The 26356-nt window shown below is 58.7% G+C and carries 28 protein-coding genes; 24 read left to right on the forward strand and 4 right to left on the reverse strand.

Annotated features, from left to right (window positions below; translation table 11 throughout):
- Positions 1-11 precede the first annotated feature (11 nt).
- The 4 genes from AAID99_RS13235 to AAID99_RS13250 form a co-directional block, all read right to left on the reverse strand.
- Entirely contained in the window at positions 12-1631 is a 1620-nt protein-coding gene (locus AAID99_RS13235) for an efflux transporter outer membrane subunit (protein ID WP_498494105.1), read from the reverse strand.
- Positions 1628-2809: an efflux RND transporter periplasmic adaptor subunit gene (locus AAID99_RS13240; protein ID WP_188426653.1), complete on the reverse strand. Its 1182-nt coding sequence runs from the start codon at positions 2807-2809 to the stop codon at positions 1628-1630. Before AAID99_RS13240 ends, AAID99_RS13235 begins: the two co-directional genes overlap by 4 nt.
- Complete coding sequence (locus tag AAID99_RS13245; protein ID WP_188426654.1) at positions 2809-5973, reverse strand: efflux RND transporter permease subunit; 3165 nt, start codon at positions 5971-5973, stop codon at positions 2809-2811. The genes AAID99_RS13240 and AAID99_RS13245 overlap by 1 nt, the downstream gene beginning before the upstream one ends.
- A 470-nt stretch (positions 5974-6443) precedes the next feature.
- Positions 6444-6860 carry a helix-turn-helix domain-containing protein gene (locus tag AAID99_RS13250; protein WP_229719816.1) on the reverse strand — a complete coding sequence of 139 codons (417 nt, stop codon included), beginning with the start codon at positions 6858-6860 and terminating at the stop codon, positions 6444-6446.
- Between the two features lie 84 nt (positions 6861-6944).
- Here AAID99_RS13250 and AAID99_RS13255 point away from each other — a divergent pair, with 84 nt between their 5' ends.
- From AAID99_RS13255 to AAID99_RS13370, 24 genes are all read left to right on the forward strand, one after another.
- Positions 6945-7184 carry a hypothetical protein gene (locus tag AAID99_RS13255; protein WP_188426655.1) on the forward strand — a complete coding sequence of 80 codons (240 nt, stop codon included), beginning with the start codon at positions 6945-6947 and terminating at the stop codon, positions 7182-7184.
- 87 nt (positions 7185-7271) lie between these two features.
- Positions 7272-7784 carry a hypothetical protein gene (locus AAID99_RS13260; protein WP_229719817.1) on the forward strand — a complete coding sequence of 171 codons (513 nt, stop codon included), beginning with the start codon at positions 7272-7274 and terminating at the stop codon, positions 7782-7784.
- A 50-nt stretch (positions 7785-7834) separates the two neighbouring features.
- Positions 7835-8206 carry a hypothetical protein gene (locus AAID99_RS13265; RefSeq protein ID WP_498494107.1) on the forward strand — a complete coding sequence of 124 codons (372 nt, stop codon included), beginning with the start codon at positions 7835-7837 and terminating at the stop codon, positions 8204-8206.
- A gap of 29 nt (positions 8207-8235) precedes the next feature.
- Positions 8236-8673: a hypothetical protein gene (locus AAID99_RS13270; RefSeq protein ID WP_498494108.1), complete on the forward strand. Its 438-nt coding sequence runs from the start codon at positions 8236-8238 to the stop codon at positions 8671-8673.
- Complete coding sequence (locus AAID99_RS13275; RefSeq protein ID WP_188426658.1) at positions 8660-9985, forward strand: phage terminase large subunit; 1326 nt, start codon at positions 8660-8662, stop codon at positions 9983-9985. The genes AAID99_RS13270 and AAID99_RS13275 overlap by 14 nt, the downstream gene beginning before the upstream one ends.
- 10 nt (positions 9986-9995) lie before the next feature.
- The gene (locus AAID99_RS13280; protein WP_188426659.1) at positions 9996-11405 is read left to right on the forward strand and encodes a portal protein; all 1410 of its coding nucleotides are present in this window, start codon (positions 9996-9998) and stop codon (positions 11403-11405) included.
- Positions 11406-11431: 26 nt separating this feature from the next.
- A complete protein-coding gene (locus tag AAID99_RS13285) occupies positions 11432-11863 on the forward strand; it encodes a phage scaffolding protein (protein ID WP_188426660.1) in 432 nt (143 codons plus the stop codon).
- Positions 11864-11887: 24 nt separating this feature from the next.
- Entirely contained in the window at positions 11888-13255 is a 1368-nt protein-coding gene (locus tag AAID99_RS13290; protein WP_188426661.1) for a DUF4043 domain-containing protein, read from the forward strand.
- A 44-nt stretch (positions 13256-13299) separates the two neighbouring features.
- Positions 13300-13683, forward strand: coding sequence for a hypothetical protein (locus AAID99_RS13295; protein WP_188426662.1), 384 nt, complete (start codon positions 13300-13302; stop codon positions 13681-13683).
- 22 nt (positions 13684-13705) lie between these two features.
- Positions 13706-14296: a hypothetical protein gene (locus AAID99_RS13300; RefSeq protein ID WP_188426663.1), complete on the forward strand. Its 591-nt coding sequence runs from the start codon at positions 13706-13708 to the stop codon at positions 14294-14296.
- 2 nt (positions 14297-14298) lie between these two features.
- Entirely contained in the window at positions 14299-15267 is a 969-nt protein-coding gene (locus AAID99_RS13305) for a hypothetical protein (protein ID WP_188426664.1), read from the forward strand.
- A 36-nt stretch (positions 15268-15303) separates the two neighbouring features.
- Positions 15304-16794: a phage tail protein gene (locus tag AAID99_RS13310; protein WP_498494109.1), complete on the forward strand. Its 1491-nt coding sequence runs from the start codon at positions 15304-15306 to the stop codon at positions 16792-16794.
- 3 nt (positions 16795-16797) lie between these two features.
- Positions 16798-17223, forward strand: coding sequence for a hypothetical protein (locus AAID99_RS13315; RefSeq protein WP_025841572.1), 426 nt, complete (start codon positions 16798-16800; stop codon positions 17221-17223).
- The gene (locus AAID99_RS13320; protein ID WP_188426666.1) at positions 17220-17543 is read left to right on the forward strand and encodes a hypothetical protein; all 324 of its coding nucleotides are present in this window, start codon (positions 17220-17222) and stop codon (positions 17541-17543) included. The genes AAID99_RS13315 and AAID99_RS13320 overlap by 4 nt, the downstream gene beginning before the upstream one ends.
- Before the next feature lie 185 nt (positions 17544-17728).
- On the forward strand, positions 17729-18757 hold the full coding sequence (locus AAID99_RS13325; RefSeq protein ID WP_498494110.1) for a hypothetical protein: 1029 nt from the start codon (positions 17729-17731) through the stop codon (positions 18755-18757).
- Positions 18758-18768: 11 nt separating this feature from the next.
- Positions 18769-19638 carry a hypothetical protein gene (locus tag AAID99_RS13330; RefSeq protein WP_498494111.1) on the forward strand — a complete coding sequence of 290 codons (870 nt, stop codon included), beginning with the start codon at positions 18769-18771 and terminating at the stop codon, positions 19636-19638.
- Positions 19639-19710: 72 nt separating this feature from the next.
- Complete coding sequence (locus AAID99_RS13335) at positions 19711-19911, forward strand: hypothetical protein (protein ID WP_188426669.1); 201 nt, start codon at positions 19711-19713, stop codon at positions 19909-19911.
- Positions 19908-20972: a hypothetical protein gene (locus AAID99_RS13340; protein WP_498494112.1), complete on the forward strand. Its 1065-nt coding sequence runs from the start codon at positions 19908-19910 to the stop codon at positions 20970-20972. The genes AAID99_RS13335 and AAID99_RS13340 overlap by 4 nt, the downstream gene beginning before the upstream one ends.
- Positions 20973-20984: 12 nt before the next feature.
- A complete protein-coding gene (locus AAID99_RS13345) occupies positions 20985-21635 on the forward strand; it encodes a baseplate assembly protein (protein ID WP_498494113.1) in 651 nt (216 codons plus the stop codon).
- Positions 21632-22006 carry a phage tail protein gene (locus tag AAID99_RS13350; RefSeq protein ID WP_188426672.1) on the forward strand — a complete coding sequence of 125 codons (375 nt, stop codon included), beginning with the start codon at positions 21632-21634 and terminating at the stop codon, positions 22004-22006. Before AAID99_RS13345 ends, AAID99_RS13350 begins: the two co-directional genes overlap by 4 nt.
- A 39-nt stretch (positions 22007-22045) precedes the next feature.
- Positions 22046-23188 (forward strand): baseplate J/gp47 family protein, encoded by a 1143-nt coding sequence (locus AAID99_RS13355; protein WP_188426673.1) that lies wholly within the window; start codon positions 22046-22048, stop codon positions 23186-23188.
- Entirely contained in the window at positions 23188-24423 is a 1236-nt protein-coding gene (locus AAID99_RS13360) for a hypothetical protein (RefSeq protein ID WP_188426674.1), read from the forward strand. The genes AAID99_RS13355 and AAID99_RS13360 overlap by 1 nt, the downstream gene beginning before the upstream one ends.
- Complete coding sequence (locus tag AAID99_RS13365; RefSeq protein ID WP_188426675.1) at positions 24423-25082, forward strand: UCP028438 family phage-derived protein; 660 nt, start codon at positions 24423-24425, stop codon at positions 25080-25082. The genes AAID99_RS13360 and AAID99_RS13365 overlap by 1 nt, the downstream gene beginning before the upstream one ends.
- Positions 25061-26338, forward strand: coding sequence for a glycine-rich domain-containing protein (locus AAID99_RS13370; protein ID WP_188426676.1), 1278 nt, complete (start codon positions 25061-25063; stop codon positions 26336-26338). Before AAID99_RS13365 ends, AAID99_RS13370 begins: the two co-directional genes overlap by 22 nt.
- The last annotated feature ends 18 nt before the right edge of the window (positions 26339-26356 follow it).

The following is a 26356-nucleotide window of genomic DNA, read 5'->3' on the forward strand; positions in this document are numbered from 1 at the left end:
GGAAACCCTGATCAGTGTTCGGCCTGATCGTAGATCGGGCGAAGCGTCTTGCCTGTTGCAGCGGCCGGAGCCGACGGGGCAGCGCTGGAGAGGTTTTCAAACGCCTCGGGATGCTGGGAAATATCGACGCCACCGACGGGCTGCGGATGATGCAGATCGTCGTATTGCAGTGGGGTGATGGAAAGCGTCTGGTCCATGGTGGGCAGAAGCTTCACATTCCATCCGCCGCCAAGGGCGCGGATCAGCCCGATATCAGCCTGATAGAGACGTGTGGCGACCTCGATCTGATGGATGCGGGTGTCGAGTGTCTGCACCTGAGCGAAGATGGCCTCGAGATAGGTGCCTACGCCGCCCTGATAGAGCGTCATTGTCATGTTCTGGGTGGCCAGGGTAGCATCCACGGCCTTCTTGAGGGCATGGTTCTCCTGGTCGAGGCGGTTGGTACGGGAGAGACCGTCCTCAACTTCGCGGAACGAGTCGAGCACCTTGCTGCGATAGGTGTCGCGCGTCTCGCGATAGGCCGACCAAGCATGCTGCAGTTCGGCGCGTCTCAGCCCGCCCTCGAAGATGGGCAGCTCGAACGAGGCGCCATAGGACCAGAGCGAATTGGCCAGATTGGCGAGATCGAAACCGTTCTGGGCGAAGCCGCCGCCAGCCTGAAGCGAGACATGCGGGTAGAAGGCCGCGCGCGCGATACCGATTTCGCGATTGGCCTGGGCCATCTCGCGCTCGGCGCTGGCGACGTCAGGACGGCGCTGGAGCAGCTCTGACGGCACGCCAGCGGGAACGCTCGGCTGGTTGAAGCCCATGACCTGCGTGGGGGCGATATGGAAGGAGGATGGCGAGGCATTGGTCAGGATGGCGAGGGCATGCTCGGTGACCTCACGCGCTGCCTGCACATCAAGCTCGGCGGCCTGAGTCGAATAAAGCTGAGCCTGGGCGCGGGCGACGTCGAGACGTGGCGCTGCCTGATGCTCCAGCTGGTTCTGCGTGATCTGCAGTGCCTTCTGATAATAGCCGATCGACTGGTTATAGATGGCGATCTGGGCGTCATAACCGCGCAGTTGGACGTAGTCTGATGCCAGTTCGGCCTGCAGACTGAGGCGCGACATGGCGAAATCAGCCGCTTTTTCCTGCGCAAACTGCTTTTGCGCGCGGACATGGTTGCGTATGGCCGACCAGAAATCGGGCTCCCAGGAGGCGAGGCCGTGATATTCCTCATCAGTCTCGGTGATATTGCCCTTGTAACGGAACAGGCGGTCGGATGACTGCTTGTTGTCGAACGCCCCCGCGCCCATGGCCAGATGGGGCAGAAGTTCGGAGCGGGCCTGTACCACAAGGGCGCGGGCCTGGATGAAGCGTTCAGCCGCTGCCTGCAGATCCGGATTGGCCTTTGTCAGCGTGGCTTCCATCTCGTTCAGGAGCGGATCGTTGAGCAGTTTCCACCAGTCGGTCGGCAGGGTGGTATCGGCGGGAGTAGCCGTCGCGAAGGGGCCCTGACCGTGCCAGTTGGCTGGCACGACGAAGGTGGGCGGCTTGTAGGTTGGCGCGAGGTCACAGGCTGACAGACCGAAGGCTGTCAGAACCGTGCCGCAGGCCAGAGCCAGTTTCTTGAAGCGATGTGTGCTCATTCCGAAGCCCCGAATCCGGACTGGTTGTAGCCGCGCTCTGGCTGGGTGACGTTGACCTTGTCGCCTTCGAGCAGATCGGCTGGCGGGTTGGCAATAATGCGGTCCTTGGGCGAGATTCCGGCCTGGATCTCGGTCGAGGTGTCGGCCATGCGTCCAACGACGACCTTCTTGTAATGAACCGTGTTGTCGTCATTAACGACTACGACCTGCATGCCCTTTTCCTCGAAGACGAGTGCCGAGGTCGGGACCTCGTAGAGATGGGCCGTCTCGTTATGCGCCTTGAGCTGAACCGAGGCGAAGGTACCCGGCCACAGAACCTCGTTCGGATTTTCCATGGTGAATTCCGATGTCACCGTGCGCGTGTTCGGGTCGTAACCGCGCGCCGTGGTCAGGAAGCTCGCATGGAACTTCTTTTCCTTGAACTGGGGCACGCTGACATCGGCAGTGACGTCGGGTTGCAGAATATAGGAGAAGACTTCTGGCACGGAGACAAAGAGACGCAGCTTGTGGACATCGGCGACCGTAAAGAGCTCGGAGGCGCTGCCGGTGCTGTTGAGATTGCCGCCGCCGTCATGGACGTAATCGCCCACATTGATGCTGCGCGAGGTCACGATGCCGTCGAACGGGGCCACGATGGTCTTGAATTTCTCAAGGGCTGCAAAATGGTCGACATTGCGTTGTGCCGCGTCGACTTCAGCCTTGGCTGATTGCTCGTTGGCATTCGAGACCGAAACCGACTGACCGGAAACCGACTGCGACTGGCCCATGGCGCGCCAGCGTTCTGCTGTCACCGCGGCGAGATGGTACTTGGCGAGAACGGCGTTCAGATCGGCCTGGGCCTGTGCATATTGCGCGTCGAGTGCGGGAGCGTTGATTTCCGCCAGCGCGTCGCCTGCCTTCACATGGGCGCCGTAATCCTTGAACCACATCTTCACGTAGCCCGAGACCTGCGGATAGATCGGAGCCTGATACCAGGCGTCGATATTGCCGGGCAGGGTGAGGGCGACCTTGTCTGGCGACTGGATGGGGTTGAGCACGGCCACGTTCGGAATGGCGTTGGCCGAGGTCTCGGTAGCCAGGGCGCTGCTATGGTGAACGCGACCGACGACGAGAGCGCCGACCCAGAGCGCGAGGACGCATCCTCCCGCAATGGCGATGATCTTGGGGGAGGTGGCCATTAGACGATTTCCTTCTGGCGGGCAGAGCGGTTGTGCAGGATCGCGTAGACGCAGGGAACGAAGAGCAGGGTAGAAATGGTGGCGACGATCAGCCCGCCGATGACGGCGCGGCCCAGTGGCGCATTGGTCGAGTTGGACGTTGCCATCGGGATCATACCGACGATCATGGCGAGCGCCGTCATGAGAACCGGACGGATACGGCCATAGCCGGCCTCGATGGCAGCGCGCAGCGCGTCGCCATGCACCTCGAGACGTTCACGGGCGAAGGAGACAACCAGGATGGAGTTGGCTGTTGCCGTGCCCATGCACATGATGGCGCCGGTAAGAGCCGGGACCGAGAGGCGGGTGCCGGTCAGGAAGAGGGCCCAGGCAATGCCACCCAGCGCGCCGGGAAGGGCGGTGATGATGATGAACGGATCCAGCCAGGACTGGAAGTTCACGACGATCAGCAGATAGATCAGCACCACGGAAACGCAGAGGCCGAAGACCAGCTGGACATAGGCACCATGCATCGTGGTGGCCTGACCATGCACATCGACAGCGGTCGTACGCGGCAGGTTGGAGGCGTCATTGGCGATGGTCTTGTTGACCTCGTCGAGGACGGCGCCGAGATCGGTGCCTTCGACGTTCACGTAGATGTCGATCTCGGACATCGAGTTGTAATGCGAGACCTCGCCCGGCGTGCCCGTGGGAACGACATCGGCAATAGCGCCCAGAAGCTGTGTCTGGTCGTTGGGATTGCCGTCACCCTTATCGATGGGAACCGTCAGCAGGTCGTTCAGATGCGTCAGCTGGTCCTGAGACGTGTAGACGTTGAGCGGGAAGGTGACGTTATCGACAGGATCGAGCCAGAACTGGGGATCGACGACGCCTGAACCGGCGAGGGTGAGCAGTTCGTTGGTTGCCAGATCGTTTTCGCTGAGGCCGGTGGCCTGGCTGAAGGTACGGTTGCCGTTGACCATGAGGGTTGGTGTGGACATGGTCTGCTGGATGACGACGTCAGCCGTTCCCGGGATCTGGCGGATCTTGCCGATCAGATGCCTGGCATAGTTGTAGTTGTCGTCAACGCTCGGGCCGGAAAGCTGGATGTCGATGGGCGCAGCCGAGCCGAAATTCAGAATCTTGTCGGTCAGGTCGGCGGGCTGGAAGGTGAAGACCGTACCGGGGAAGCGCTGTGAGAGATCCTTGCGGAGCAGGGCGCGATAATCCCAGACAGGGGATTCCTCATTCTTCAGGGCAATCGTCAGGTCGCAATCCTGCGTGCCGACTGTCGGGGTCGGGATGAAGGCCTGGTTATGAGGGCCTTCGGGCAGGCCGCAATTCGAGATGATGTTTTCGACCTTGCCTGGCAGAAGCTGGTTGATGCGGTCATCGACCAGGGCGGCAATGCGGCCAGCCACTTCGATGCGGGTACCAAGCGGCGCACGCATGTGCATCTGCAACGTGCCGGATTTCACTTCGGGGAAGAAGTCGCGGCCAGCAACGCTGTAGAGGCCCATCGAGGCGATGGAGATGACCATGAACACGCCCACGAAGGCACCGCGACGGGCGACGCAGCGCGTCAACAGGGTATTGTAGCCTTCGCGGAAGTTGTTGAAGCGATGTTCAAACCCGCGCTGGAAGCGACCGAAGAAACCCTTCGGAGCCGGAGCGTGATCGTCATGCCCATGAGCATGATGCACCTGACCGGCCAGCAGGAACTTGGCCATGGTCGGGACCAGGGTACGCGACAGGATGAACGACGCGATCATGGCGAAGATGATGGCGAGTGCCATCGGCATGAACAGGTAACCGGCAACACCTGACAGCTCGAAAAGCGGCAGCCAGACGATGCAGATGCAGGTGGTCGAGACGAAGGTCGGGATCACGATCTGGTTGGCGGCATCGATGATGGCGAGTTCGAGATCCTTGCCCATTTCGAGATGGGTATCGATGTTCTCGATCATGACGGTGGCGTCATCAACTAGGATGCCGACCGCAAGGGCGAGACCGCCTAGGGTCATGATGTTGATGGATTGCCCGGCCCAGCCCAGCCCGATGATGGAGCAGAGAATGGCAAGGGGAATCGAGGTCGCGATGATGACCGTCGAGCGCCATGAGCCGAGGAAGAGCAGGACCACGATGCCGGTGAGGAAGGAGGCTGTGATCATTTCACGGACCACGTCCATGATCTGCTCTTTCACCATGACCGAGGCATCGGCAAGGATCGAGACCTTGACGTCAGGCGGCAGGATGGCGCGCAGGCGGGGAAGCAGGGCCTTGGTCGCAGAGACCACGTCCAGAGTGGAGGCGGTGCCGCCCTTCTGGGTGATCATCTCAACGGCCTGACGGCCCTTGACGAGAACGAGGTTGGTCTGCGGATGGCCGCCGCGATATACGTCAGCGACATCACGGATATAAATGACGGCATTGCCGACGCGCTTGACCGGGATATTGGCGATGTCTTCCATCGATTCCGGTGCGGCGTTGGTCTGAACCATCCAGTCCATGGCGTCGATCTTCTGATCGCCGGCCGGCAGGACGATGTTCTGGGCGGTAAGGGCCGCCTGAACGTCAGCCGCGGAGAGATGATGCGCGCGCAGCTGCTCCTGGTTGAGAGACACCATCACGAAGCTGTCCATGCCGCCATAGGGATGGGCGACAACAGCACCGGGAACGGTGGCGAGAAGAGGACGCACGCGAATGACGCCGAGCTTGAAGAGGTCAGACGGCGTCTGCTTTTCGGACGTGATCTGGAGCGCGATGACAGGAACCTGGGACGGGTCGAGCGCCACGATCATCGGGGCCGGAACCTTGGGAGGCAGGCCGAGGAGAATCGTCTGGGAAATAGCCGTCACTTCTGCCTCAGCCGTGCCGACAGGCGTGCCGGGCTGGAAGTAGATGTTGACGATCGAACGCCCGTAATAGGAATTCGATTCCATATGCTCGATGTTCTGGACCGTCGTCGTGACGGCCAGCTCGAAATTATAGGTGATTCGTCCGGCGAACTCATTCGGGAGCAGCCCCGGATAGGTCCAGATGACCGAAACGACAGGCACCTTGATTTCGGGGAAAACGTCGGTCGGCGTCTTGAAGATCGACATGATCCCGAACATCAGAATCAGGATCGAAAAGACGACGAAGGTCAGGGGCCGCCTTAGGGCAGTTACGACGATGGCGTTCATGAACTCATGCGCTCTCTTCTCGTGCGAAGGGAAGATGCCTTACGGCAGTTTGTTCTGTTTCATTAATCTGAATTAATATTAAGAAAATGAAATCAGCGGATTTATGCTGTCCATTACTTATCCAGATCACTCATCTTCGGATCGTAGAGACGCAGACATAAAATGTCGCATAAATGTTGTTTTACAAACTCGTGACAAGCGCGTCGGAAATCATGGTCTATGGCAATTCGCCATAATCTATTCTTGACATTATGGCTCAATGCCATTAATAAATGGTTAATCGTCCAGAAGTCGGGTGGACTTCAAGGTGCAGCTGGTCGGTTGAAGCTGATCATAACGCGACGGCGTGAGGCGCAGGGAACGGGTGAAGACGTGCTTGTTCACGTCTTGTTCTTGCTGTGCCCAGCTTCAAGCGCTCTGTCTGCGAATGAAGAAGGCTGTTTTCTGGATGTGCGATGAAAACAAGGACGTCAAGAATGGTCCCCCTCTGGTCTCCTGGGCGGCTCTGGCATGTCGCAAGGCGTGTTTTTGCCCATGTGAAACGCCGTGTCCTGCTGCTGGAGCACCAACTCTGGGTGCAGAGCTGCAAGACGAAGCGCCATCTCGCCGTCGGTGCGGCCATTCAGAACCCCTTTCAGGAGAAAGTCGGTCGAGACGCGCAGACGATTGGAAAGAGACAAGATGAGGAAAACACTTGGCGCGCGATCGCCTTTCTCAATCTTGTTGAGGGTCGAGGCGTCGACGCCTAGCAGGCGTGCGCATTCGCTCTGATTGGGGAAGACCAGCTCTCTTGCCCAGGTGATGCGTCTCCCGATGGCGCGCTGAACGATTGCGAGTGAATCGGGGCGTTTGTGTTTGGCCATGGGGCATTCATAGCAATGGCTCATTGCCAAATCCAGTAGGTAATTTCCGGAATGGTCTATGTGCCCTGCAATGGCATTTAGCCACTCTTGTTGCAAAGGTCGGGTTGGATGAGGATCGCAAAAGAACGTGGCAGGCGTGCTGCGACAGGGGAGGCGCTTGCCAGAGCCCTGGCGGCACTGAATGGCGCAGCACCGCTGCGTCAGCCGCCCAAAGCAATGCCGGGTACTGATGAGCGTGATGAGTCTGGGGCCTTGCCTGCAGGGCATCCGGTCACATGGCTGGCACTTTGGGAAGAGAGGGAGCCGCCCTCTTATTTTGACGCCATGCGCGCGACGTCGCGCCTTTAGTGTGCCAGCGCGAACGGCGTGGTTTGTGGGCAGGGCATTTGTGTGTGGAAAGGCGTTCTGGCGCCTGATTATCCGGAGATTTCCCGTATGAGAGAAGGCGCCAACGAAGACAGGTTGACCCTGTCGGACGCACAATCCTGTTTGCCGACGCCAGAGCGTATGAAACGCAGTCGTTTCCGCAAGGACGGCGATGCAGTCAGGGTTCTGTCGACCGTAGCCTGGCTGTATCGAGCTGGCGATATCGGTGATGATGAAGTGGCGGCCAGCGAGCGCTGGCGAATGGAATATGACTACGCGACGCTGGGTGTCGTTGACGCCGAAGGGCCGAAACGGAGCGGTGAAGCGGGAGATATCCATACCTGGATGCTCGGACGTGGGAAATGTTCCGAGAGATTGCGAAAGCTCGCCCAGCTTCTGGGGCAGAGCCTTCATACGCGTATAGAGATGATGCTTGTGCGGGAGATGAGCTTTCCCGACATGGCGGCGATGATTTTCCCCGAGGGGCCTCGTGCTTCGGCGCGTACCAAGACCGCGGCACAATGTGCATTGGCGCTTGAGAGATTGAGTGAGTATTATAGTAATAATAACTTGAAAAAATAATAATATTATAGTATATATAAATCATAATGAAATAGATGCGGATTGCCGCCGTGACCGACATTCTGGTCGGAGACGTGGTTTCGTGCCGAAGAAGTTTTCTTCTCGTCGTGAAGATAATGCCAGGCGAAGCCGTTCTATGTCCGTTCATAAGCATGTCAGAGTTGCGGCACCGGGCTGATCTCGATCTGTGCTGGGTCGATCTGGCTGACGCGAATTTGCCGATACCCGATATGCGTCTGCGCGGGGTGCCCTGTCGAAAGCAACTGGAGAGTCTTACCCGGATCGGACGTATGCAAGCTGATGTGCATTCGCTGATCATGCGGAAGATTACTGAGGAAATGCGTCAGATCGACAGGATGTGCTTCAAAGGAACCGGATGTGAAACGATCGGTGCAAGAAGAAGAATTCTCAGGGACTGCTGACGTCTCCACAAAAACAAATTGGAGCCAAGATGGAACAGAGGCTCGGAAAACGAGACCGCCTTCAGGGCGACGCCCTCAAAATCCTCTTCCTTGATCATCTGAAGAAGACGGGAAATGTGTCTGAGGCTGCGCGTGCCGCCGGGATTGATCGCAAGACGGCTTATAACTGGCGGCGCGGCGATGAGATATTCAGCGACCACTGGAAGCAGGCCCTTGAGGAAGCGACCGATCTGATCGAAGCCGAGGCCCGTCGTCGGGCGCTCGAGGGCTATGAGGAGCCGCTGCTTTATGGTGGGCGTCTGATTTGCGACTCCGATGGCAAACCGGTAACGCGAAAGCGATATAGCGACGGGCTCTTGCGCATGTTGCTGCGGGCTCATCGTCCGGCCAGCTTTCGCGACGTGCGTGTGAATGTCGATGAATGCGAAGTGGAATTATCTCTGACCGAGGGCGATGAAGCGCTCTAGGTCGGCGTTTGCCCTGACGCCTGTGCAGGAGCAGGCTAATCGTTTGCTCGGTGGCGAGGCACGTCACATTTTTCTGCGGGGTGGTTCGCGATCAGGTAAAACATTCATTCTGATCAGGGCGCTTGTGGTCAGGGCGTTGCGCGTGCCGCAGTCGCGTCATGGTGTGTTTCGGTATCGTCAGGTCGCTCTGCGGGCGAGCATCATTCAGGACACGTTTCCGAAGGTCATGCGCTGCTGCTTTGCGCATATACGCTATAAATGGGACGGCCAGAGTAATCGTGTGATTTTTCCGAACGGATCGTCGATTTTTTTTGGCGGGCTGGATGACTCCACACGTACCGAGAAAATTCTCGGACTTGAATTTGCAACCATCTATCTGAATGAGGCGAGTCAGATCAGCTATGGTGCGCGTAACATGCTGCTGACGCGGCTTGCGCAGCGTTGCGCCTTGACGGTTCGCGAATATATCGACGCAAACCCGCCGACGACCGATCACTGGCTCTATGCGCTTTTTGAGAGCGGTATCGAACCGCGATCGGGTCTGCGCCATGGAACACCGAAGCTTTATGCGTCGATGGTGATGAATCCGGATCAGAACCGCGCCAATCTGAGTGACGCCTATCTACAGCAGCTGGAAGCTCTGCCGGAGCGTGAGCGCAGGCGTTTTCTGCTTGGTGAGTATCAGACGGTGATCGAGGACGCGCTCTGGCGCGTGGATATGTTCAGGAGATGTCAGGCGTGTGAGGAACAGGACCGTGAAGTACTGATCGGGCAGTTGCGGCGTATCGTGGTGGCAGTCGATCCGTCCGGGGCTTCTGGCCCTTCTGATCTGAAGGCCGACGAAATCGGCATTGTCGTGGCGGGCGTTGATCATGACGGGGTCGGGCATGTTCTCGAAGACTGTTCCCTGCGCGATACGCCGATGGCCTGGGCCCGTCGTGTCATGCAGAGCGTGGCGCTCTGGCGGGCCGACAGGGTCATTGCCGAACGTAATTTTGGGGGGGCGCTGGTGGAAGCAACCCTGCGCAGTATCGATCCGGCGGCGTCATTGAAAATGGTTGTGGCCTCGCGCGGGAAAGCAGCGCGCGCCGAGCCGATTGCTGCGCTCTACGAGCAGGGGCGGGTGGTGCATCACGGGCGGTTTCCGGAGCTTGAATCCCAGCTTTGTCTGTTTTCCATTCGGGGGTTTGGCGGTGCGTCGTCACCCGACAGGGCTGATGCGCTGATCTGGGCGCTGAGCGAATTGATGATTGAGCCGCAGCCAGCGCGAGGCCGCTGGCAGGACCAGGGATGGTTCAGCCTTTCACGGTGAAGGAATTTTCATGGATTGGATGGCGTTGCAGGGGCGTTATGCCATGCCGCCCGGCGCGTCTGCGCGCACGAGGCGGTTGCTGGCCCTGCAGAAAGTGCTCGCAGGGACGCAGTATGATTCGCTGCCCTATCCTTTTGCGAGCGAGCGTAGCGTTTCGGGAGAGTATATTCCGCTTTCGCAGAGACGGCCTTCCGTGCGGACCAATCTGTGCCGTACCGTTGTTGATGAGGCAGTCTCGCTTTTATTCGGCAATACTCATTGGCCGATGGCCGTTGCGTCGCATGAGTCGACATCAAAAGCGATGAACGCTTTTGCTTTCGAGACTGGTCTGCCTGCTTTCATGATGCAGGTAGCGACATGCGGGTCTGTCGGATCGGTCGCAATATGGGTTGAAGTTATGGGGAGCAGTCCGCGTTTTTCGCTTCTGGAAACCGCCTATCTGACACCTGACTGGGACCAGTATGGCGCGCTTTTGACTGTGACCGAGCGCTATATGGTTTCAGGGGCTGATCTGAAGGCAAGCGGATACGCCGTGTCGTCTGACGCCTTGTCGTCCCGTTTCTGGTGGCAGCGTCGCTGGACCCGTACCGGAATGGACGTTTTCGTGCCGGTTCCTGCAGGAGAGGAAGGTGGTGACGTTCTTGATGAGAAACGATCCAGCATTCATGATCTTGGTTTCGTCCCTGTGGTCTGGATCCGCAATCCGGGCGCTGTGTCAGCGACGGAGCCGGATGGAGAGTGCAGTTTCGAAAAGGCCATCGATACGGTGATCGAGGCGGATTATCTACTTTCGCAGGCGGGACGGGGGCTGAAATACGGTTCCGATCCGACGCTTGTGCTGAAGACACCTGAGATTCTGGAGGGCGTGGCACGTCAAGGCGGCGCTGCCTCGGCTTTGACCTTGCCGCCCGAAGGTGATGCGAAGCTTCTCGAAATCAATGGTGCGGCTGCGGGAGCTGTCCTGGCCCATTATCGGGAATTGCGTCAGCTCGTGCTGGAGCAGCTTCATGGAAACAGAACCCATGGTGATCGCCTGGGCGCGCCTCAATCGGGACGCGCGATGGAGCTTATGTGTCAGCCTTTGATCTGGATGGCAGACCGCCTGCGCGGGACTTACGGCGATGGCGGTATTCTGCCGCTTTACCGGATGCTGTGTCGCTTTTCAGCAGTGCTGTCTGACGGATTGATAATCGGGGGGCAGGTTCTCAGGGATCTGGATCCTGCAGGTCTCTCTCTGCACTGGCCTGCCTGGTTTGCTGCTGATGAAGCCGAGCTTCTGCCTATGGCAAAGGGACTGGGAGAGGCTGTGAATGCTGGCCTGCTGAGCCAGGAAACCGCAGCCCGGCTTTATGCCTGCGCTGCCGGCGTTGCGGACCCCGCTGCGGAATGGACCAAAATCATGGCTGCGCGTGCAGCCTGAAGAGAACCCTTTTAGGGGAAATGGAAATGCCAGATGACATTGATGCGCTTCGTCGTTCTCTTGCTGAACTTGCTGCGGAGCGGGAAGGCCTCGTTCGGGCGCACCAGGAAGAGATGGCTCGGGTGACACAAGCTGCACGCGAAACCGTGCTTGCCAATGCCCTGCGCGCTGAGGCGATGCGCCTTGGAGCCCATGACCCCGATGCTGTGATGCTGCTGATGGATCGTTCCGGGGTTGGATGGTCGGAACAGGGTGAAATAACGGGCGTGGAAGACGCCATGGCGCAGGCGCGTCAGGCGCGCGGCTTTCTGTTTCGGGATCCGCATGGGACGGCCGCTGCTCAAGGCTGGGAAGGCGCCGTGCCGAAACCGGCTTCTGTGCAGGTGCAGGATGCGCGTGGTCTGGCTGCTGCGGAATATGCCGCACGCAAACGTCAGTTTCTCGCAGGCATTATCTGAAAATTACGGGTCAGGGATGAAAAAATGGGTATTGAGAATTTTCCTGAACAGTTGCGTGCAGCCATTCAGCAGGGCTTTCTGGCGCGCGAATTTGAAACGGGGCTGAATGCGCGGCTCGGGTTTCGTGCCGTTGCCGATCGCGAGATTTTTCCCAATGCGATCGGTGAAACGCTGACAAAGACGCGCAAGAGCCTCAAGGCGCCGGTTGTCGAGCCGCTTCTGCCTTCAGGGAATACGAATTTCGATAATGGCCTGTCGCCCAGCGGATGGTCCGTCGAGCAATATACGCTCAGTATCAACCAGTATGGCGATACCATCGACCTCAATATGGTGACGACCGGAGTGGGCATTGCTTCGCAATTTCTGGCGAATGCGCAAACCAATGGCTTTCAGGCCATGCAGTCTCTGGATCGCCTGGCGCGCAATGCCTTGTTTGCCGGTGTGCCAGGCGGTGTTGGGGGGTATCTGGGCGGTAATACCCGTGTGACAGCGACGGCTACTGCGAAGACAACGACGATTGCAGTCGATGATATTCGCGGTTTCCAGTTCGTGATCGTCTCCGGGCTGGTGAGGCCAGTCAATGCCAGTCCCGGTATGACGGTGACGGTTGGCAGTGGTGTCTATACGCTTATTGCCGCGACGGCTGATCAGAGCAATGTCTCGACGGCGCCGGGTGGCATTTCGGGGCAATTGCAGTTCTCGACAGGTGTTTCTGTTGCAGATGCGACGACGGGTAATGCCGTTGTGGCCGCGACCGCGCCTCTCGTCTTGCGACCTAACGGTAAACGAAGCACAGCCGATCTGCGCCATGCGGATGGCGATACGCTTGGTATTCAGCATGTTCTGGCGGGTGTGGCGTCATTGCGCCGCAATAACGTGCCGATGATCAATGGGGCGTATAACTGCTATCTTGATGATCTCCAGCTTCTTTCGCTGTTTCGCGATGCAGATTTCAAATATCTTTATCGCGGTGCCTATGGCTCGGAAGAGTATCGCTCGGGCCAGATCATCGAGTTGCTCGGTGTCCGGTTCGTGCCGACGACGGAGGCGCCCCAACAGGCTTCTCTTGGAGGTGGGCCGATCCATCGTGCGTTGCTTTTGGGGCAGGGGGCGCTGGTGGAGGGAGACTGTGCCTGCATTGGACATACCGACATTCCTGATGCCGAACGGGCCCTGATCGAGATGGTGGACCGTGTGGCCATGGTCACGCGCGAGCCGCTCGACCGGCTGAAGCAGATCATTGCGCAGTCATGGTACTGGATCGGCGGGTTTGCCCTACCGACTGATGTGACCGCCGATGTGTCGATCATTCCGACAGCGACCAATGCCTATCTCAAGCGTGGCGTTGTGATCGAGAGTCTTGGGACGGATGCAGCCGGTTTCGGTCTGTGAACGAGGCCGATTCAGTTTCTTGTGGCGCCGTTCCTGGGGTGGAGATGACAGGCGGGGCGCTGACCGAGGACGAAAAGACCGAAATCAGACGGTTCTGCGGTTATGCGGCGCTTGGTGACGTGGCAAGCGGCGAAAGTTCGTGGCGGTTTTTTCAGAACGCGGGAACACTCGAGTGGCGTCTGAACACGCTTGCCGGGTCTGAGAGAAAAAGGCTGCGGTATTTTCTCGCGACCCTGATCCAGATGGAGCGTGCCGTGCAGTCTGTCTCGGAAAATCTGGATACTCAGGCTGTTTCCGCCTGGACGCGTAATACGCGCGAGCTGTCCGAGCGCGTGCGTCTTTTCGATTGGTGGCGCCGTCGTGTGTGCGGATTTCTCGGGATCATGCCCGGGCCGGACTTGCGGGATTACGCTTCTGTCGTCGTGTAAATAAAGAGCGGGAGGGAAGCCGATGCGAGCCATGCAGCAGCGTGTGGATGCAGGCTTTGCCAGAGCGGCGCGTCGCCTTGGGACGATAGGACGACATTATCGCGTGGTCGATCCGTTGAAGCCACTATCAACACTCATGGGCACGCCTTTTCTGTGCTTTGATGCCGATGCTGGTTTTCAGATGCGCAAACCTCGCATGTGGGCGCGACCGATGGTCTATGCGTTGAGCGATGCCCCGTCGTTGTGCATCGGCGATATTCTGCAGCAGGAAGAGCGTTTCTATTTCGTTGCCGAAATTGAAGCATTTCGTCCGCCGCTCTGTGTCGCCTGCAACAAGTGTATCTCGATTTTCGGGATGCGCGGCGTTACGCAGCTTCATGTCGGGCAATGTCCTGCGAGCATCGTGCTGACCGGAAAAGGGGAGGATAGCCACAGTGGCATGCCGGGCGCGCTGCGCTCGGGAAGTTACATGCTGTCTCTGCCGGTTCTGCCTGGTTTTTATCTAGTGCCGTATATGCAGATCATCGACGAACTGGGGCTGCGTTATACAGTTGATTCGGTGGAATTGTCGCGGAACGGAACGCGCGCCATTGTGTCGTTGCAGCAGATCTGATCATGACAGATCTTTCCTCCGTCACGCGTGGGTTGGCCCTTTGCTGTGCCAGCCGTTTTGCCGATATCGCGGCGGCTTCGTCATTCTGGAGCGCGCAGAAAGTCTTTTTTCGGGTCGGGCCTCTGATGCCTTCTGATCTGTTCACCTCTCCCTCGCTGCGTGAAGCGGTGAGCTATGTGACCATCGCGCCCCTGTCCGGCGGGTATGAAGGCCTGTCTACTCCACTGGGGCAGGAATGGGTGGAGACATTGCGTATTCCTCCTGTCCTTTCAGTCGAGACCAGGGGCGGGACAGCGCAGTTCCGGCTGACCTCTCGCAGGGCGGCGCCCGGCATTATCGCCTTGATATGGACGCCGCCGGGTGGTGAGCCGCGTGTGGCGCGTCATGTCGCAGATGCGCAGGAGACAGAGGCGCAGATGGCGCAGAACCTGGCGTCGCAGTTCGAAGGGGCTGTGGCTGATGAGGACAGGCTGAGCGTCTCCGCAGGGAGTCTGAAAGCTGTTACTGGCGGCTATGGTCGGTCGAGCTGTCTCATCAGGCGTCAGAGCCAGATTTTCAGACTTTCTCTGTGGACCAGCGCCTGCGAGATGCGACCGGCGCTGGGCGATCTGCTGGTTTCGCGCCTTTTGCCGCAGGACTGGCTTGCGCTGACCGATGGACGGCAGGCGCAGATTTTCTTCGAGGGTGAAGACGATCAGGACGCGATGCAGACCCAGTCTTTGTTTCGTCGGGATGTTCGGGTGCGCGTTATTTTTGACAGATATGACTCTGTCTGGTCGCCACAGATGGTGGCTGGTGGAGGCTGGTTTCATGCGAATGGTCTCCCTTTTTCCTTTGATACCGCCCCCGACCAACTGCGCGCCGAGATACCAGAAGAGGCGCTCGATGCCTTGGCTGCGGCGCAGGAAATGCCAGCCGCTTATCGGAACTGGGACACGGATTGCGATGGGACCGTCCGGCCAATGCCCTGATCAGTTTAGGTCACTTCCAGAAAAGAAGGATCATTCATGCCACAACTCATACAGAGCGGCGCCCTGAATACAGCGGCCCTGCCTGTGCCTGATCTGTATATCCAGATCGCCCAGCCTGAAACCCTGTTGATATCCGGAGTTTCTTCCGGGTTGCTTGGAATTGTCGGTACGGCCTCATGGGGCCCGGTTGATGTATCAACGCTTGTTGGCAGTGTCGGTCAGTGCCGGGAGTTTTTTGCCGGAAAACGCGGCTGGGCGTCCAATCTCAATGTCGCTGTCGACGTGGCCGTGCATCAGGGGGCGAGCCAGTTCTGCCTTGTGCGGGTAACCGACGGGGCTGACAAGGCAGCGCAGGCCAGTCTGGGGGCGGCCCAGATCAGGGCACGTTATACCGGTAGCGCGGGCAATGCAGTCGTCGTGAATGTGACGCGCCAGAGTTACCGTGACGGGCAGTTCGTTCTGAGCGTCTCTCATGAAGAACTGGGAGCGACGGCCTATACCGGAGCGGACTGGACGGCGCTTGCTCAGGCTCTCGCTGCAGATACCCAGGCGCTTGTGCTGGTCGAAGTTGCCGGCGACGCCGCGATTACGGAAACCGGATCCGTGCAGCTCGCCGGGGGCGCCGATGGAAGAGAGCCTGCGCCGGGGCGTTTTGTCGGTGTCGCGGAGGCGAGAACCGGGCTTTATGCCCTGACCAGCCAGGGATGCAGTGTGGCAACCCTCGCAGGTGTGGGGGATACAGCGACGATGGTGCCGATGCTCGCTTTCGGGCGTGACGAGGGCATCTACATGATCGCAGCCGGGCCGAAAGGCGAAACACTGGCTCAGGCCATACAAAGCAAGACGGCTTATGGTCTGTGGTCGCATGCATTGAAATATATGCATGGCGACTGGCTGTGGTGGAATGACGATACGCTCGGTTTGCAGCTGGTCAGTCCTGCGGTTTTTGCTGCCGGAAAACTGGCTGCGCTTTCACCCGAACAGTCAGGGCTGAACAAGCCTCTGGCGGGTATTGTCGGGAGTCAGAAGAACGGCCTCGAAGCGACGCGTTTCGGCTATTCGCTGGCCGAGCTTGGTGCCTTGATCGAGAATGGCATCGATGTAATCTGCAATCCTTCGCCGGGGGGGCAGTACTGGGCGATCCGTGCCGGGCATAATACCTCGCAAAGCGCGGCGGTGCAGAGCGACGCGTATACCCGTCTGACCAATTACCTTGCGCGGTCGCTCGAAGGCACGATGGGTCAATATGTCGGCAGCGTGATCAATGACAGTCTGTTTGGCAATATCCGTGCGTCGATACTGGGCTTTCTCTCCAGCCTGTTGTCGCAGGGTATTCTCGGTGTGACTGGTGGTCGCCTGCCTTATGCGGTGCTGTGTGACAGCAGCAATAATCCGGGGGACCGTGTCGCGACGGGGTATGTGCAGGCCGATGTGCAGGTGCAGTACCAGGGGATCAACGAGAAATTCATCATCAATCTGCAGGGGGGCGCCTCTGTGAGCGTCAGCACTGCCAGCGGGAGTGTCTGATCCATGGTGAATCCCTACAGTATCGGTCGGGACTGCCGGATAACGCTGCTCTGGAACGGATCGCGGATCGATCTACGCGACGTGACCGGATTTCAGTCCGAGCAGCACACGATTATCCAGCGTGCGACGCCACTCAACGGATTGCCGGTCGAGTTCAACACGCCCAGCGGGTGGCGCGGCGTTTTTACCATCGCACGTGCCAATGCCAATCTCGACAGTCTGGTCGCTGCAATTGAAGCGGCATTCTGGAATGCCGGCAGTATCGGGAGCGGTACGCTGTATCAGTATATCCGTGAGCCCGATGGGACGACAACGACCTGGGAGTATAGCGGGGTGTCTCTCTCGCTGAAGACCGATCGATGGCAGGCAGAAGGCATGATTCACCAGCATGTCCAGTTTTATGCGTCGTTGCGGAGCAAGATTTCATGATGAAATTGCCGGAAGAACTCGAGATTGCTCCCGGGCGCACGCTTGCGCTGCGGGAGCTCGACCCCGGGGATATGCTTGATCTCATAGAGGCTGGGGGAACGGCAACCGCAGGCGCTGCCGCATCGACCTGGCTTTCCTACGCGCAGATGGTCTGTTCGGTCAGGGCCGTGAATGGCGTGCCGGTGCAGATGCCTGTCACGAAAGACGAGATTCGTGATCTGGCCCGTCGTATCGGCAATGACGGTATCATGCTGCTTCAGACCTTTTTCTTCGATGCCGACTCTCCGCAGGATGCCGTTCTGGACACGGCAAAAAACTGAGCGGGCACCCTGTTTTCAGGGAGATTCTTTATCTCCTGAGAAGTGGGGTGCCCTGGTCTGTCGTTACCGCATGGTCGCGTGCGCGACGTATGGCAGCTTGCGTTGTTCTGGCCGAGCAGGACGGTTTTTCATTCGACTGGCAGCAATGTCGCTATCGGCAGGAATAGGCTCGGATGAGAATAATAATGGCTGAAAAACCGATTCCCTTTTCGCCAACGCGCCTGCTCTGGCCGCGTCTTTTGCGCTCAGGGCCCTTGCGTTTGCCTTTGGGATCTTTCGTGCCTCCTGCACGTGTCAGGAAAATTTCTGGCGCTCGGGCGGTGGCCTCGCTCGTGCGAAGCGAGACTTTAGCGAGATCTGTTCTTTATCGCGCCGGGTCTGTTGTCTTGTCTGCCCGTCGTCCTCTGAAGTTCCTTTCCAGCCAGCGGATTATCCCTGCTGCGACGCAGCAGCCAGGCAAAGCGTCGCTGCGGGCATCGATTTTTTTTGCGGGGGGAGCAGGTGTTGGAAGCAGTTGGCTCCAGTCACCAGTTCCGGTGGGACCGATTTCACGTGATGAGAGGCTGCGCGGGGCGGCTTCGGGATCGGAGGGGACGCGGCGTTCTGCTTCCGGTTTAACATGGCAGGTTTTGCAGACCGCTATGAGTGGGCGGCAGGGCTTGTTATCGTTGAAAGCGCTTCCGTTGGTCTCTTTGAGTAAAGCGTCGGCGCTACCTCTTCGGTCTCATCAGCCGATTTCAGGTGGGGCTGTTTTTCCCAGTCGGGGGAGGCCGGTCCCGCTATCGCCAATAGCAGACCGTCGGCTCTTTTCCGTAGGATCGGTGTCGATCGCGTCGCAAAAGCGGAAAGACAATCAGCCTCAGGTTGATGGTGAGGCAGCTGGTACGCCCGGGATTATAGGGCGTTTCCAGCGCACTCATGGGCTCTGGAATCAGGCGGGACGGCATATCGAAGTTTCGGTCGTTCCTGATTTTGCCGGAGCTTTACGGCGAAACAATGTGCTCATTAAGCAGCCTGAAGCAGAGCAGAGCGAAAGCGACTTGCTTGATCGGAACAGGCATCCTGATGGCGTCATGGAAATGCCTCGCGGGCAAGAGCGGGTGTCTGCTCTGGGTGACGAAGGGTTTCATATGAATATGCTTCGTACGCGCAGCGCTGTGGTCGATGAGATCGCCATGCCACAATACCCGAATATGAGTTTCGGCTTCATGTAAGAGAAGAAAAAATGGGCATATCGCTTCTTCAGGTCGAGAATGCGCTGGGTGCTATAGGCCAGCTCGACCGGGCGGCCCCTGTGACCCTGGGAAATCTGGTTCTGAGTGGCCCTGAAGTGCCCGATGAACTGGTTATTGGCGGTCGTCAGGTCCTGATTATCCATCGCCTTCTCGGGGGCGGGCGTGTGATCGATTCAGTCGGAAACGATCCGGCGCGGTTGGTTTTGACGGGGCGTTTTATAGGCCCGATGGCCACGAGCAGGGCGCGCCGTTTGGAAACGATGCGCGAGGCAGCACAGGTTCTGGCATTTTCGGTTGCTGATCTGTCTGCCCGCGTCTGGATTGCCGAATTTTCCTGGTCGTATCGGGCGCGAGGGACAATCTGCCCCTATCGTCTGGTGCTGGAGCGGGAAGTCAGCCCGCCTGTGTTGGTGCCCATTTCATCGGAGACCGCCAGTATGGATATGGTCTCGGGTTTGGGTGTTTTTTCGACAATGCTCGGTCAGATGACCGATTCAGGATGGATTGGCACGACCATGATTTCATCTGTTGTGGGGCAGATCATGCCGATAGCCCAGATTCTGGGTGTCGGGGGCGCAGTGGCGCATGCGCAGGATGCGCTGGGAAAGGCCAGTTCGCTCTGGCAAAGCGCTACCAGTGTCAGCCGGATACCCACGGCCGTCGCCGCAGTCGAATCGGATCTTTCTGTGGCAGGAAATAGCCTGTTGAAGGTTAGAAATGAATCTGGCCTGGCTCTGGACACTGCACAGGTCTCGAATGCGGCCGATCTGGTGACACTTTCGCAAAATGCCGGTGCCGCGACTTTGAGTGTCGATGCCGGAAGTTATGTCAGCCGCGCGCAGACCCTTATTGGTTCGTGACGGCCACTACCGGAGAATATCCTTTTCGGGAGAAGACGGTGCCGCACTGAAGTATTCCGAGGAGAAAAGAGAATGAAGATACAGGTGACGTCAGATGATGTTTCGCTCTTTCATCTCGCTTTGCGCTATTTTAGTGACGCCATGCAGTGGTGGCGTATTGCTGAAAAAAACGGGCTTTCCGATCCCGATCTCACCTGTTTCGACGCACCGGTGCAGATCATTCTGCCTGATGAGAGCGTTTCTTATGGGAGCGAAGGTTTGCCGCCCTCATGACAGAGCTGATGCGTAATTGGAAAGCCCGGCTTCTGATTGATGGCGTGAGGCAGCAGGATCTGCATGTAGGGGGCTTTCGTCTGGAATGTACCCGCTATGCACGCTGCGACACGGCGCTCATCAGAGTGGTCACCAAGAACAAAACCGTGTTGCGCGGTCTTGTGGAAAATCGCTCAGGCTTTGATCGGCCGGATGTGATGCTGCAGGTGGCGCAGGGCGACGAGGAATGGACGACGGTTTTTCACGGTGTGCTCGATGCGCTGAACAAGGAAAATGGTAACGCGCTCTTCGTGCTGGAGTGTCGGGATTATATGGCCTTTCTGCTCGATACACGCCTTGCCGCTTCCTGGAGCAATCAGACCGCGCTCGAACTGGTACAGGAAGCGGTGCAGCGTGCCGGCCTGACTTTCAGGACGGATATCGTGTCCGGGACTACCGATGCTGCCGCGTATTGTGGGCAGTTCTGGCAGCTGGAGCACAGGCGGCTCTCCGCCGTCACGCAGAATCGGTATCAAACCGCTTTTGATATCGCGTTCTCCCTGTCGCGCGATCATGGATATGAGTGCCACGCATCGGGTAAAACGATCCATATCCACGAGCCCTATGCTGTCGGTGAGGGCGGTACACGACTTTTTTCTCCCGATGGTGTCAGCGTGCAGTCTTTCAGGCACGATCTTGGTCTCGCACGGAATGTCGTTGTCGGTGTGCAATCGTGGGATTCACGCCAGAGGGCGCGAAGCGAGGTTTATTTCGACGGGCAGAATTTCTCGAGCGAGATGCCGGGCGCCAATGCCGCGCTTTATACGTTCAGGGCGCCAGGGCTGCGCATGGACGATATAAGGCGCCTGGCAAAGGGAAAATATCGACGGATTGTCTCGCACGCATGCGAAGTCCGTCTCTCTCTGCCTGCCGTGACGGGGCTGGCGCCGCGCCATTTCATGACTGTCGATGAAGGGATTTCAGACGGGGTCAGGACATTATCCGTCGACTCTGTCACGCATTTCATGGATCCCGCTCATGGCTATCGGCAGGACGTGACACTGCGGGATCGTGTTTTTTGAAGGAGTATGCCTATGGATGGTTCCTTCTTGGCTGCGGCCCATCAGACATGCGCTGCCCACGCCATACATGGCATTGTCTCGGCAGTTGATCCTGCCAATCATGCCGTCAAGGTTCGTCTGCAGCCCGATAATATCGAGACAGGGTGGCTGCCGGATGCGGCAGTCACACAAGTGGGGGATTTGCGGCTTTCCTGCCCAACCGCACCCGGCGCTCATGTCTTGCTGATGCCGGTGGAAGGCGACGGCGAGAACTACGTGATTATTTCCGTCATGTTCGATGTCGTTGCTGGACCCGCCCTGTCGCCCCAGACAGGCAAGGTGGCACAACCTGGCGAATTGCTGATCAGAGCCGGGTGCGGTGCGCCCTCCAGAGAATCTGCCCGCAAGAGTGAGCCAAGCGGGTGGCTGCATCTTGGGCGGGATGGCGTGTTTTTTGGCGCTGGCTCGATGCAATGTGCCCTTAGCGGATCGGCGATCGTGCTGAAGGCGGGATCTGTCAGAATGACCCTTGATTCCGGAGGGATTAGAGTTTCCGGCGCGGGTATCGAGGTGAAAGGGGGCGGTATTTCCGTCTCCGGAGGGGATGTGCGCACGGACACGAACAGTCTTAGCGACCATGTGCACCCCTATGCCAATGGGATGACCGGAAAGGCATTGGGATGACGGATCTGTACCATTATTTCGGCGAGGATCTGCAACTCGACGATGATGGCGCCCTGCGGGCTGCGGATGGATCATCGGCCACGCAGCAAAACATCCTGCGGCGTCTCTGCACCAACCCGCAAGCCTATCTCTGGCACGCAGAATATGGCGCCGGTCTGCCTTCGCGCGTAGGTACGCCGATCCGGGAGGTGGAAACGCAGGGGCTGATTGTCAGTCAACTCGCTCTGGAAGCGTCAATCGATCACGATCAGCCGGTGACTGTGACACTGACGCCTCTGGCTGTGAGTACGTATCGCTGCGCAATCACCTATACCGAACAAGGCGAAGAGGCTGAGCAGGTTTTCACATTCAATCAGAGCGGCACGATCTGAGCCTGGCTCGGCTCCTGCCGACGAGGCATCGGAAAGCTCATGTCGTTTTCTTTGCGTTCCTTTTCGGCACTCGTCCAGAGTGCTGTCGTTACGGCGCAGGCGCAATGTGCCCAAAAGCTCACGCTTGATATCGGCACCCCAGGGCGCGCCCTGATAGAAAGCGTCGCTGCGCTTGGTCTGTGGCTGCAATATATGCTGCTTCAGATCCTCTGTCGCACAAGACTGGCCACATCGGTGGGCACAGATTGCGACAGTTTCGTCGGCGATTTTGGTATGACCCGACTGCCCGGCGTCAAGGCGCTGGGTTCGGTTACCATGACCTGCTTTTCCTATGACGATATCTCTGCCGTGGTGCGACCCGGTGTGACCGTGCGAACGGCTTCGGCCATTACCTATCAGGTCGTGATTGATACGACCCACGAGCACTGGTCGAAGGAAACGGCAGGGTATGTGCGTCCGACTGGGCTGGCCTCGCTGACTTTGCCCGTCGAGGCATTGGTCGAAGGTGTTCAGGGCAATGTCGCCATAGGCGCGATCTCCCTGATGGGCACTTCGGTTGCAGGCATTGATATCGTGACTAATCTCAAGGCTTTTGCGAATGGTTCGGATCAGGAAACCGATGCGCAGCTCCGAAAGCGCTTTCCGCTCTGGCTGGCGGCCAAGGCCAGCGCGTCTCGCGCGGCAGTTGAGAGCGCGGTGGCCGAGACCCAGAATAATCTGAGCTATGCCGTGTTCGATGGACAGCAATCCGACGGAGCGACCCGATCCGGCTATTTCACGGTTGTGATCGACGATGGCAGTGATGATGTGCCTGAGCAGGTGCTGCAAAAAGTCTATGCCAGCGTGGAGGCGACGAAGGCCCTGGGGGTCGGGTTTGCCGTGCAGCGCCCGATAGTCCTGACAGTAAACGTTGCGATGACGGTGCGGATCGCTTCCGGTGCCGAGGCAGAAGCGGCCCGTACGGCGCTTGTCAGAGCCCTTGGTGCCGACATCGCTGCCGCACAGATCGGGGCGAGCTATCCATTCAGTCGCCTTGCCTATGTCGCTTATGTCGGTGCCGGTGTGCCGGTGCTTTCGGTGACGGATATTCTGCTCAACGGCAGTCAGAACGATATCCCGGCACAAACCAGCCAGTCGCTTTTTCCAGGCACGATCTCCGTTCAGATCGTTCAGGAGGGGTAATGCCGAAATTCAACAACTACTTTCGTATTCCTGCTGTCGCGGGACCGGAAGTTCTCGTCATCGCAACGCCGGATGGTGTCGAGACCCTCAATGCGACGGCCAGTCAGATTGCCGGTGCCCCTGCCGATTCTCCGCCCAGTGGTGAATTCTTTGCAGAAGAAGGGGCGAAAATCAGTCGGTACGGCGATCGTTTCTTTATTGGTGCGGCGTCTGATTATCCGGCGCTCAATACGCGCGATGTCGCACATCAGGACTGGCTGTCGTCTCTTATGGCGACCACGTCGATCGGTCCGTGGGCTCTCGAAAATGCCCAGGCTGCTTCGCTTTCGCGTTTTGGCAACAGCGCCTTCGTGGCGGGGTCGCGCACATCGGATGCGATGAAATGGCGTGACAAGCTGGGCCATGTGCCGAGCACGATCGGTGTTGCTTCATGGGGCATCGCTGACGATGCGACGAATCCGACCCAGGCCACGGCCTATGCCTATTACGGCGAAGCCTGGCGTATGCCCGGGGTCAATTATCAGCCCAGCTTCGTCATGGAGCTTGAGGCTGTGAATCTGGGCGGGCCTGCTTATGGCATGTCGACGCCTTATCATCCGAATTGCGGTGGCGGCACCTACGCGATCCAGATCGGCGCCGGGGGCGGGCAGACTGAGGGGACAGCAGATTGCGAGGCAGGAATCGTTTTTGTCAGCAATCCCGACTCATGGAAAACAGGCATCCTGTTCGGTAATACCGCGCTGGCCGGGACGAATGGCGATGATGGTGGCTATGCGACGGCGATATCGATGGCGCGTGGTCAGGGTATAGAGTGGCGGACGCCTGAAACACGCGAGCATGTTCAGGGCCTTGATGCGGGGGCCATGCTTTTTTCGACCGTTTCTCAGACTGCCAAGGGGCAGCGTATCCAGTTTGCCGATGATGGGCTTCTGGTCACGAACATGACCGGTAATCTGCTGTTCTCCGTTTCGCCCAATAATGCTCCAACCAACACGCTGAATATCCAGGCAGGAAGCGGTCTCGCTGCGGCGGGACTTTATGTGCAGAAGGGTGAAAATGGCTCTCCCAATCTGGGCCTCTACCCCGCAGAGGGAGGGGAAATCCAGATGTCGTCGCCTGTAGCGAGTTTGGGGGGCGCCGTGCCGCAACAGGCTGGGGGTGGTTTTCTGCATCTCAACGTGAACGGCAAGGATTATCGCGTGCCGCTTTTCACGGCTGAACAGGTGGGTGACTGATGGCCATTCTGAGAGATCGCGATATAGCGAGCCTGCAGGCGACGGATCGCAAGACGCTTTACGACACCGGCATCGCGCCGGGTAGCGCGCGTGATTTCGCCAGACGCCTGCGGCTCATTCTGCCCGCTGGCTGGTTTCCGGCCTATCGCGGGGACGAGGTCGAGGATGCCCCGATCTTGCAGTCATTGCTGACCGGGTTTGGCGCCGTACTGGCATCGATCTGGAGCCTGATGAGTTTTGTACGCAGGCAGACGCGTATGGGCACTACCGATGACGCATTTCTGGAAGTGGCTGCGGCCGATTTCTTCGGCCCCTCAGGCATGGTCCGTCTCAATCTCGAGAAAGACACCCATTTTCGCAGGCGGATGGTGAGTTCTCTCGTGGCACCTCTCAATACCCGTGCGGCTGTATCAGAGGCGGTACGTCGACTATCCGGCGCTGCGCCTCGGATCATCGAGCCGGGTAACGTGCATGACTGCGGTGCCTGGTGTCAGGTTGGCGGCTATGGCGCGTCACGCACCCGCTATGGTGCCCGCCAGGGAGGGCAGTTTTTTCTGGAGGTCTACCCGAAGCTGCCGGTCGAACAACGTGCCCTGCACGCAGCGATCAAGGCCACGAAGGCGTCGGGTGTGATCGCATGGATAAGGATGCAAGCGTGATGGATCGTCCGATCATTTATGCGGGGGCCGTCCCCTTCGACACGGATCTGCTGCGCTTTGGCCGTTATGCCAAAGAGGGACTTGGGCGGTTTGCAGAGATGCTTGTGGGTAGTCAGACGATCATGGCCTCGGGTCTCATCTGCCAGATGTCTGACAGCGATCTGTCGGTCACGATCGGGCGCGGGGCAATCATGGCGCCGGATGCGCTTGATGCGGCGCATATCGGGGGAATTTCGGCGGGGCTTGATGCTGATTTTTCAATAACCCAGGCCCTGTTTTACAACGATGCGCCCCAGACCCTGACTATTCCCCTAACGGGCGTCGATATCACCCTCTACGCGGTCTGTCGCGTGCAGGATGATACGCTGGATGTGCTGCCATTTTACAATGCGGAAAAACCGGACCAGACGATGGCGGGGCCGGATAACCGCGGGAAAGCGCTGCCCACTCGTCGCACGGGCCGTATCAGTTTCGCGGCAGGGGTGAGTGCGCCTTTTGCTGCAGGGGCCATTATCGTGCCGCTTTATGTCATGAGCATTCCTGCCGGGATTGGCACATTGAGCTCTATTGTCCCGCGTCAAAGCAGGGTGTTTCTTCCCGCTCTTCCCGAGCTGGCGACGATGAGGTTTGCCCAGCAGATCAGCCAGCCTCAGGCGCTTTGTGTCGCCAGCCAGATCCTGACGATACCGGAATGGGCGCGTCAGGTTGAATTGCGGGTTATCGGCGGTGGTGGCGGTGGTGCATCGAGTAACGCCCTGACGCCAGATGTCGGGTCTTTTTCAGGCGGAGGCGGTGGAGCAGGAGGTGATTGCTGGGGGATCTATTCCGTTGATCCGACCAGAAATGCGTCGCTTTCGGTCACGGTCGGGCAAGGTGGCTCGGCTGGTCAACGAGGAGGACCAAGTTTTGTGACCTATGACGGCACACCGTTTCTTACCTCGGATGGGGGTGGTTCGGCGTATTTCGCAGCCGCGCAGATGGCGCTGGGGGGTGATGGCGGCGGCACCGGGGGAGGAACCCTCTGGAACCAGACAGGCGGTGGCGGAAGCGACGGTCAGAACGGTACTGTCGTGTTCGCCGGTAATGGCGCCAATGGCCCATGGGGTGGCGGTGGCAAGGCAGGGTATCTTCTCGGCGCCAATGCCACGCGTTATGGCGCAGGTGGAGGCGGCGCCTATTCCACACGCGTCGCTGGCCAGACGGCAGCTGGCGGGCGTGGCTATCAGGGGCTGGTGATCTATCGCTTCCTCCATTGAAGGTGGAGGAAGCGTCGA

Source organism: Asaia sp. Ae19-3 (assembly GCF_059801175.1).

Coding starts and splice junctions, on each gene's coding strand:
- AAID99_RS13350 (WP_188426672.1), top strand. CDS start 21,632: ATGACGGATCTGTACCATTATTTCGGCGAGGATCTGCAACTCGACGAT.
- AAID99_RS13315 (WP_025841572.1), top strand. CDS start 16,798: ATGGTGAATCCCTACAGTATCGGTCGGGACTGCCGGATAACGCTGCTC.
- AAID99_RS13235 (WP_498494105.1), bottom strand. CDS start 1,631: ATGAGCACACATCGCTTCAAGAAACTGGCTCTGGCCTGCGGCACGGTT.
- AAID99_RS13280 (WP_188426659.1), top strand. CDS start 9,996: ATGGATTGGATGGCGTTGCAGGGGCGTTATGCCATGCCGCCCGGCGCG.
- AAID99_RS13335 (WP_188426669.1), top strand. CDS start 19,711: ATGAAGATACAGGTGACGTCAGATGATGTTTCGCTCTTTCATCTCGCT.
- AAID99_RS13240 (WP_188426653.1), bottom strand. CDS start 2,809: ATGGCCACCTCCCCCAAGATCATCGCCATTGCGGGAGGATGCGTCCTC.
- AAID99_RS13310 (WP_498494109.1), top strand. CDS start 15,304: ATGCCACAACTCATACAGAGCGGCGCCCTGAATACAGCGGCCCTGCCT.
- AAID99_RS13365 (WP_188426675.1), top strand. CDS start 24,423: ATGGCCATTCTGAGAGATCGCGATATAGCGAGCCTGCAGGCGACGGAT.
- AAID99_RS13370 (WP_188426676.1), top strand. CDS start 25,061: ATGGATAAGGATGCAAGCGTGATGGATCGTCCGATCATTTATGCGGGG.
- AAID99_RS13250 (WP_229719816.1), bottom strand. CDS start 6,860: ATGAGCCATTGCTATGAATGCCCCATGGCCAAACACAAACGCCCCGAT.
- AAID99_RS13320 (WP_188426666.1), top strand. CDS start 17,220: ATGATGAAATTGCCGGAAGAACTCGAGATTGCTCCCGGGCGCACGCTT.
- AAID99_RS13245 (WP_188426654.1), bottom strand. CDS start 5,973: ATGAACGCCATCGTCGTAACTGCCCTAAGGCGGCCCCTGACCTTCGTC.
- AAID99_RS13305 (WP_188426664.1), top strand. CDS start 14,299: ATGACAGATCTTTCCTCCGTCACGCGTGGGTTGGCCCTTTGCTGTGCC.
- AAID99_RS13295 (WP_188426662.1), top strand. CDS start 13,300: ATGACAGGCGGGGCGCTGACCGAGGACGAAAAGACCGAAATCAGACGG.
- AAID99_RS13340 (WP_498494112.1), top strand. CDS start 19,908: ATGACAGAGCTGATGCGTAATTGGAAAGCCCGGCTTCTGATTGATGGC.
- AAID99_RS13325 (WP_498494110.1), top strand. CDS start 17,729: ATGGCTGAAAAACCGATTCCCTTTTCGCCAACGCGCCTGCTCTGGCCG.
- AAID99_RS13290 (WP_188426661.1), top strand. CDS start 11,888: ATGGGTATTGAGAATTTTCCTGAACAGTTGCGTGCAGCCATTCAGCAG.
- AAID99_RS13345 (WP_498494113.1), top strand. CDS start 20,985: ATGGATGGTTCCTTCTTGGCTGCGGCCCATCAGACATGCGCTGCCCAC.
- AAID99_RS13255 (WP_188426655.1), top strand. CDS start 6,945: ATGAGGATCGCAAAAGAACGTGGCAGGCGTGCTGCGACAGGGGAGGCG.
- AAID99_RS13285 (WP_188426660.1), top strand. CDS start 11,432: ATGCCAGATGACATTGATGCGCTTCGTCGTTCTCTTGCTGAACTTGCT.
- AAID99_RS13330 (WP_498494111.1), top strand. CDS start 18,769: ATGGGCATATCGCTTCTTCAGGTCGAGAATGCGCTGGGTGCTATAGGC.
- AAID99_RS13300 (WP_188426663.1), top strand. CDS start 13,706: ATGCGAGCCATGCAGCAGCGTGTGGATGCAGGCTTTGCCAGAGCGGCG.
- AAID99_RS13360 (WP_188426674.1), top strand. CDS start 23,188: ATGCCGAAATTCAACAACTACTTTCGTATTCCTGCTGTCGCGGGACCG.
- AAID99_RS13275 (WP_188426658.1), top strand. CDS start 8,660: ATGAAGCGCTCTAGGTCGGCGTTTGCCCTGACGCCTGTGCAGGAGCAG.
- AAID99_RS13270 (WP_498494108.1), top strand. CDS start 8,236: ATGGAACAGAGGCTCGGAAAACGAGACCGCCTTCAGGGCGACGCCCTC.
- AAID99_RS13260 (WP_229719817.1), top strand. CDS start 7,272: ATGAGAGAAGGCGCCAACGAAGACAGGTTGACCCTGTCGGACGCACAA.
- AAID99_RS13355 (WP_188426673.1), top strand. CDS start 22,046: ATGTCGTTTTCTTTGCGTTCCTTTTCGGCACTCGTCCAGAGTGCTGTC.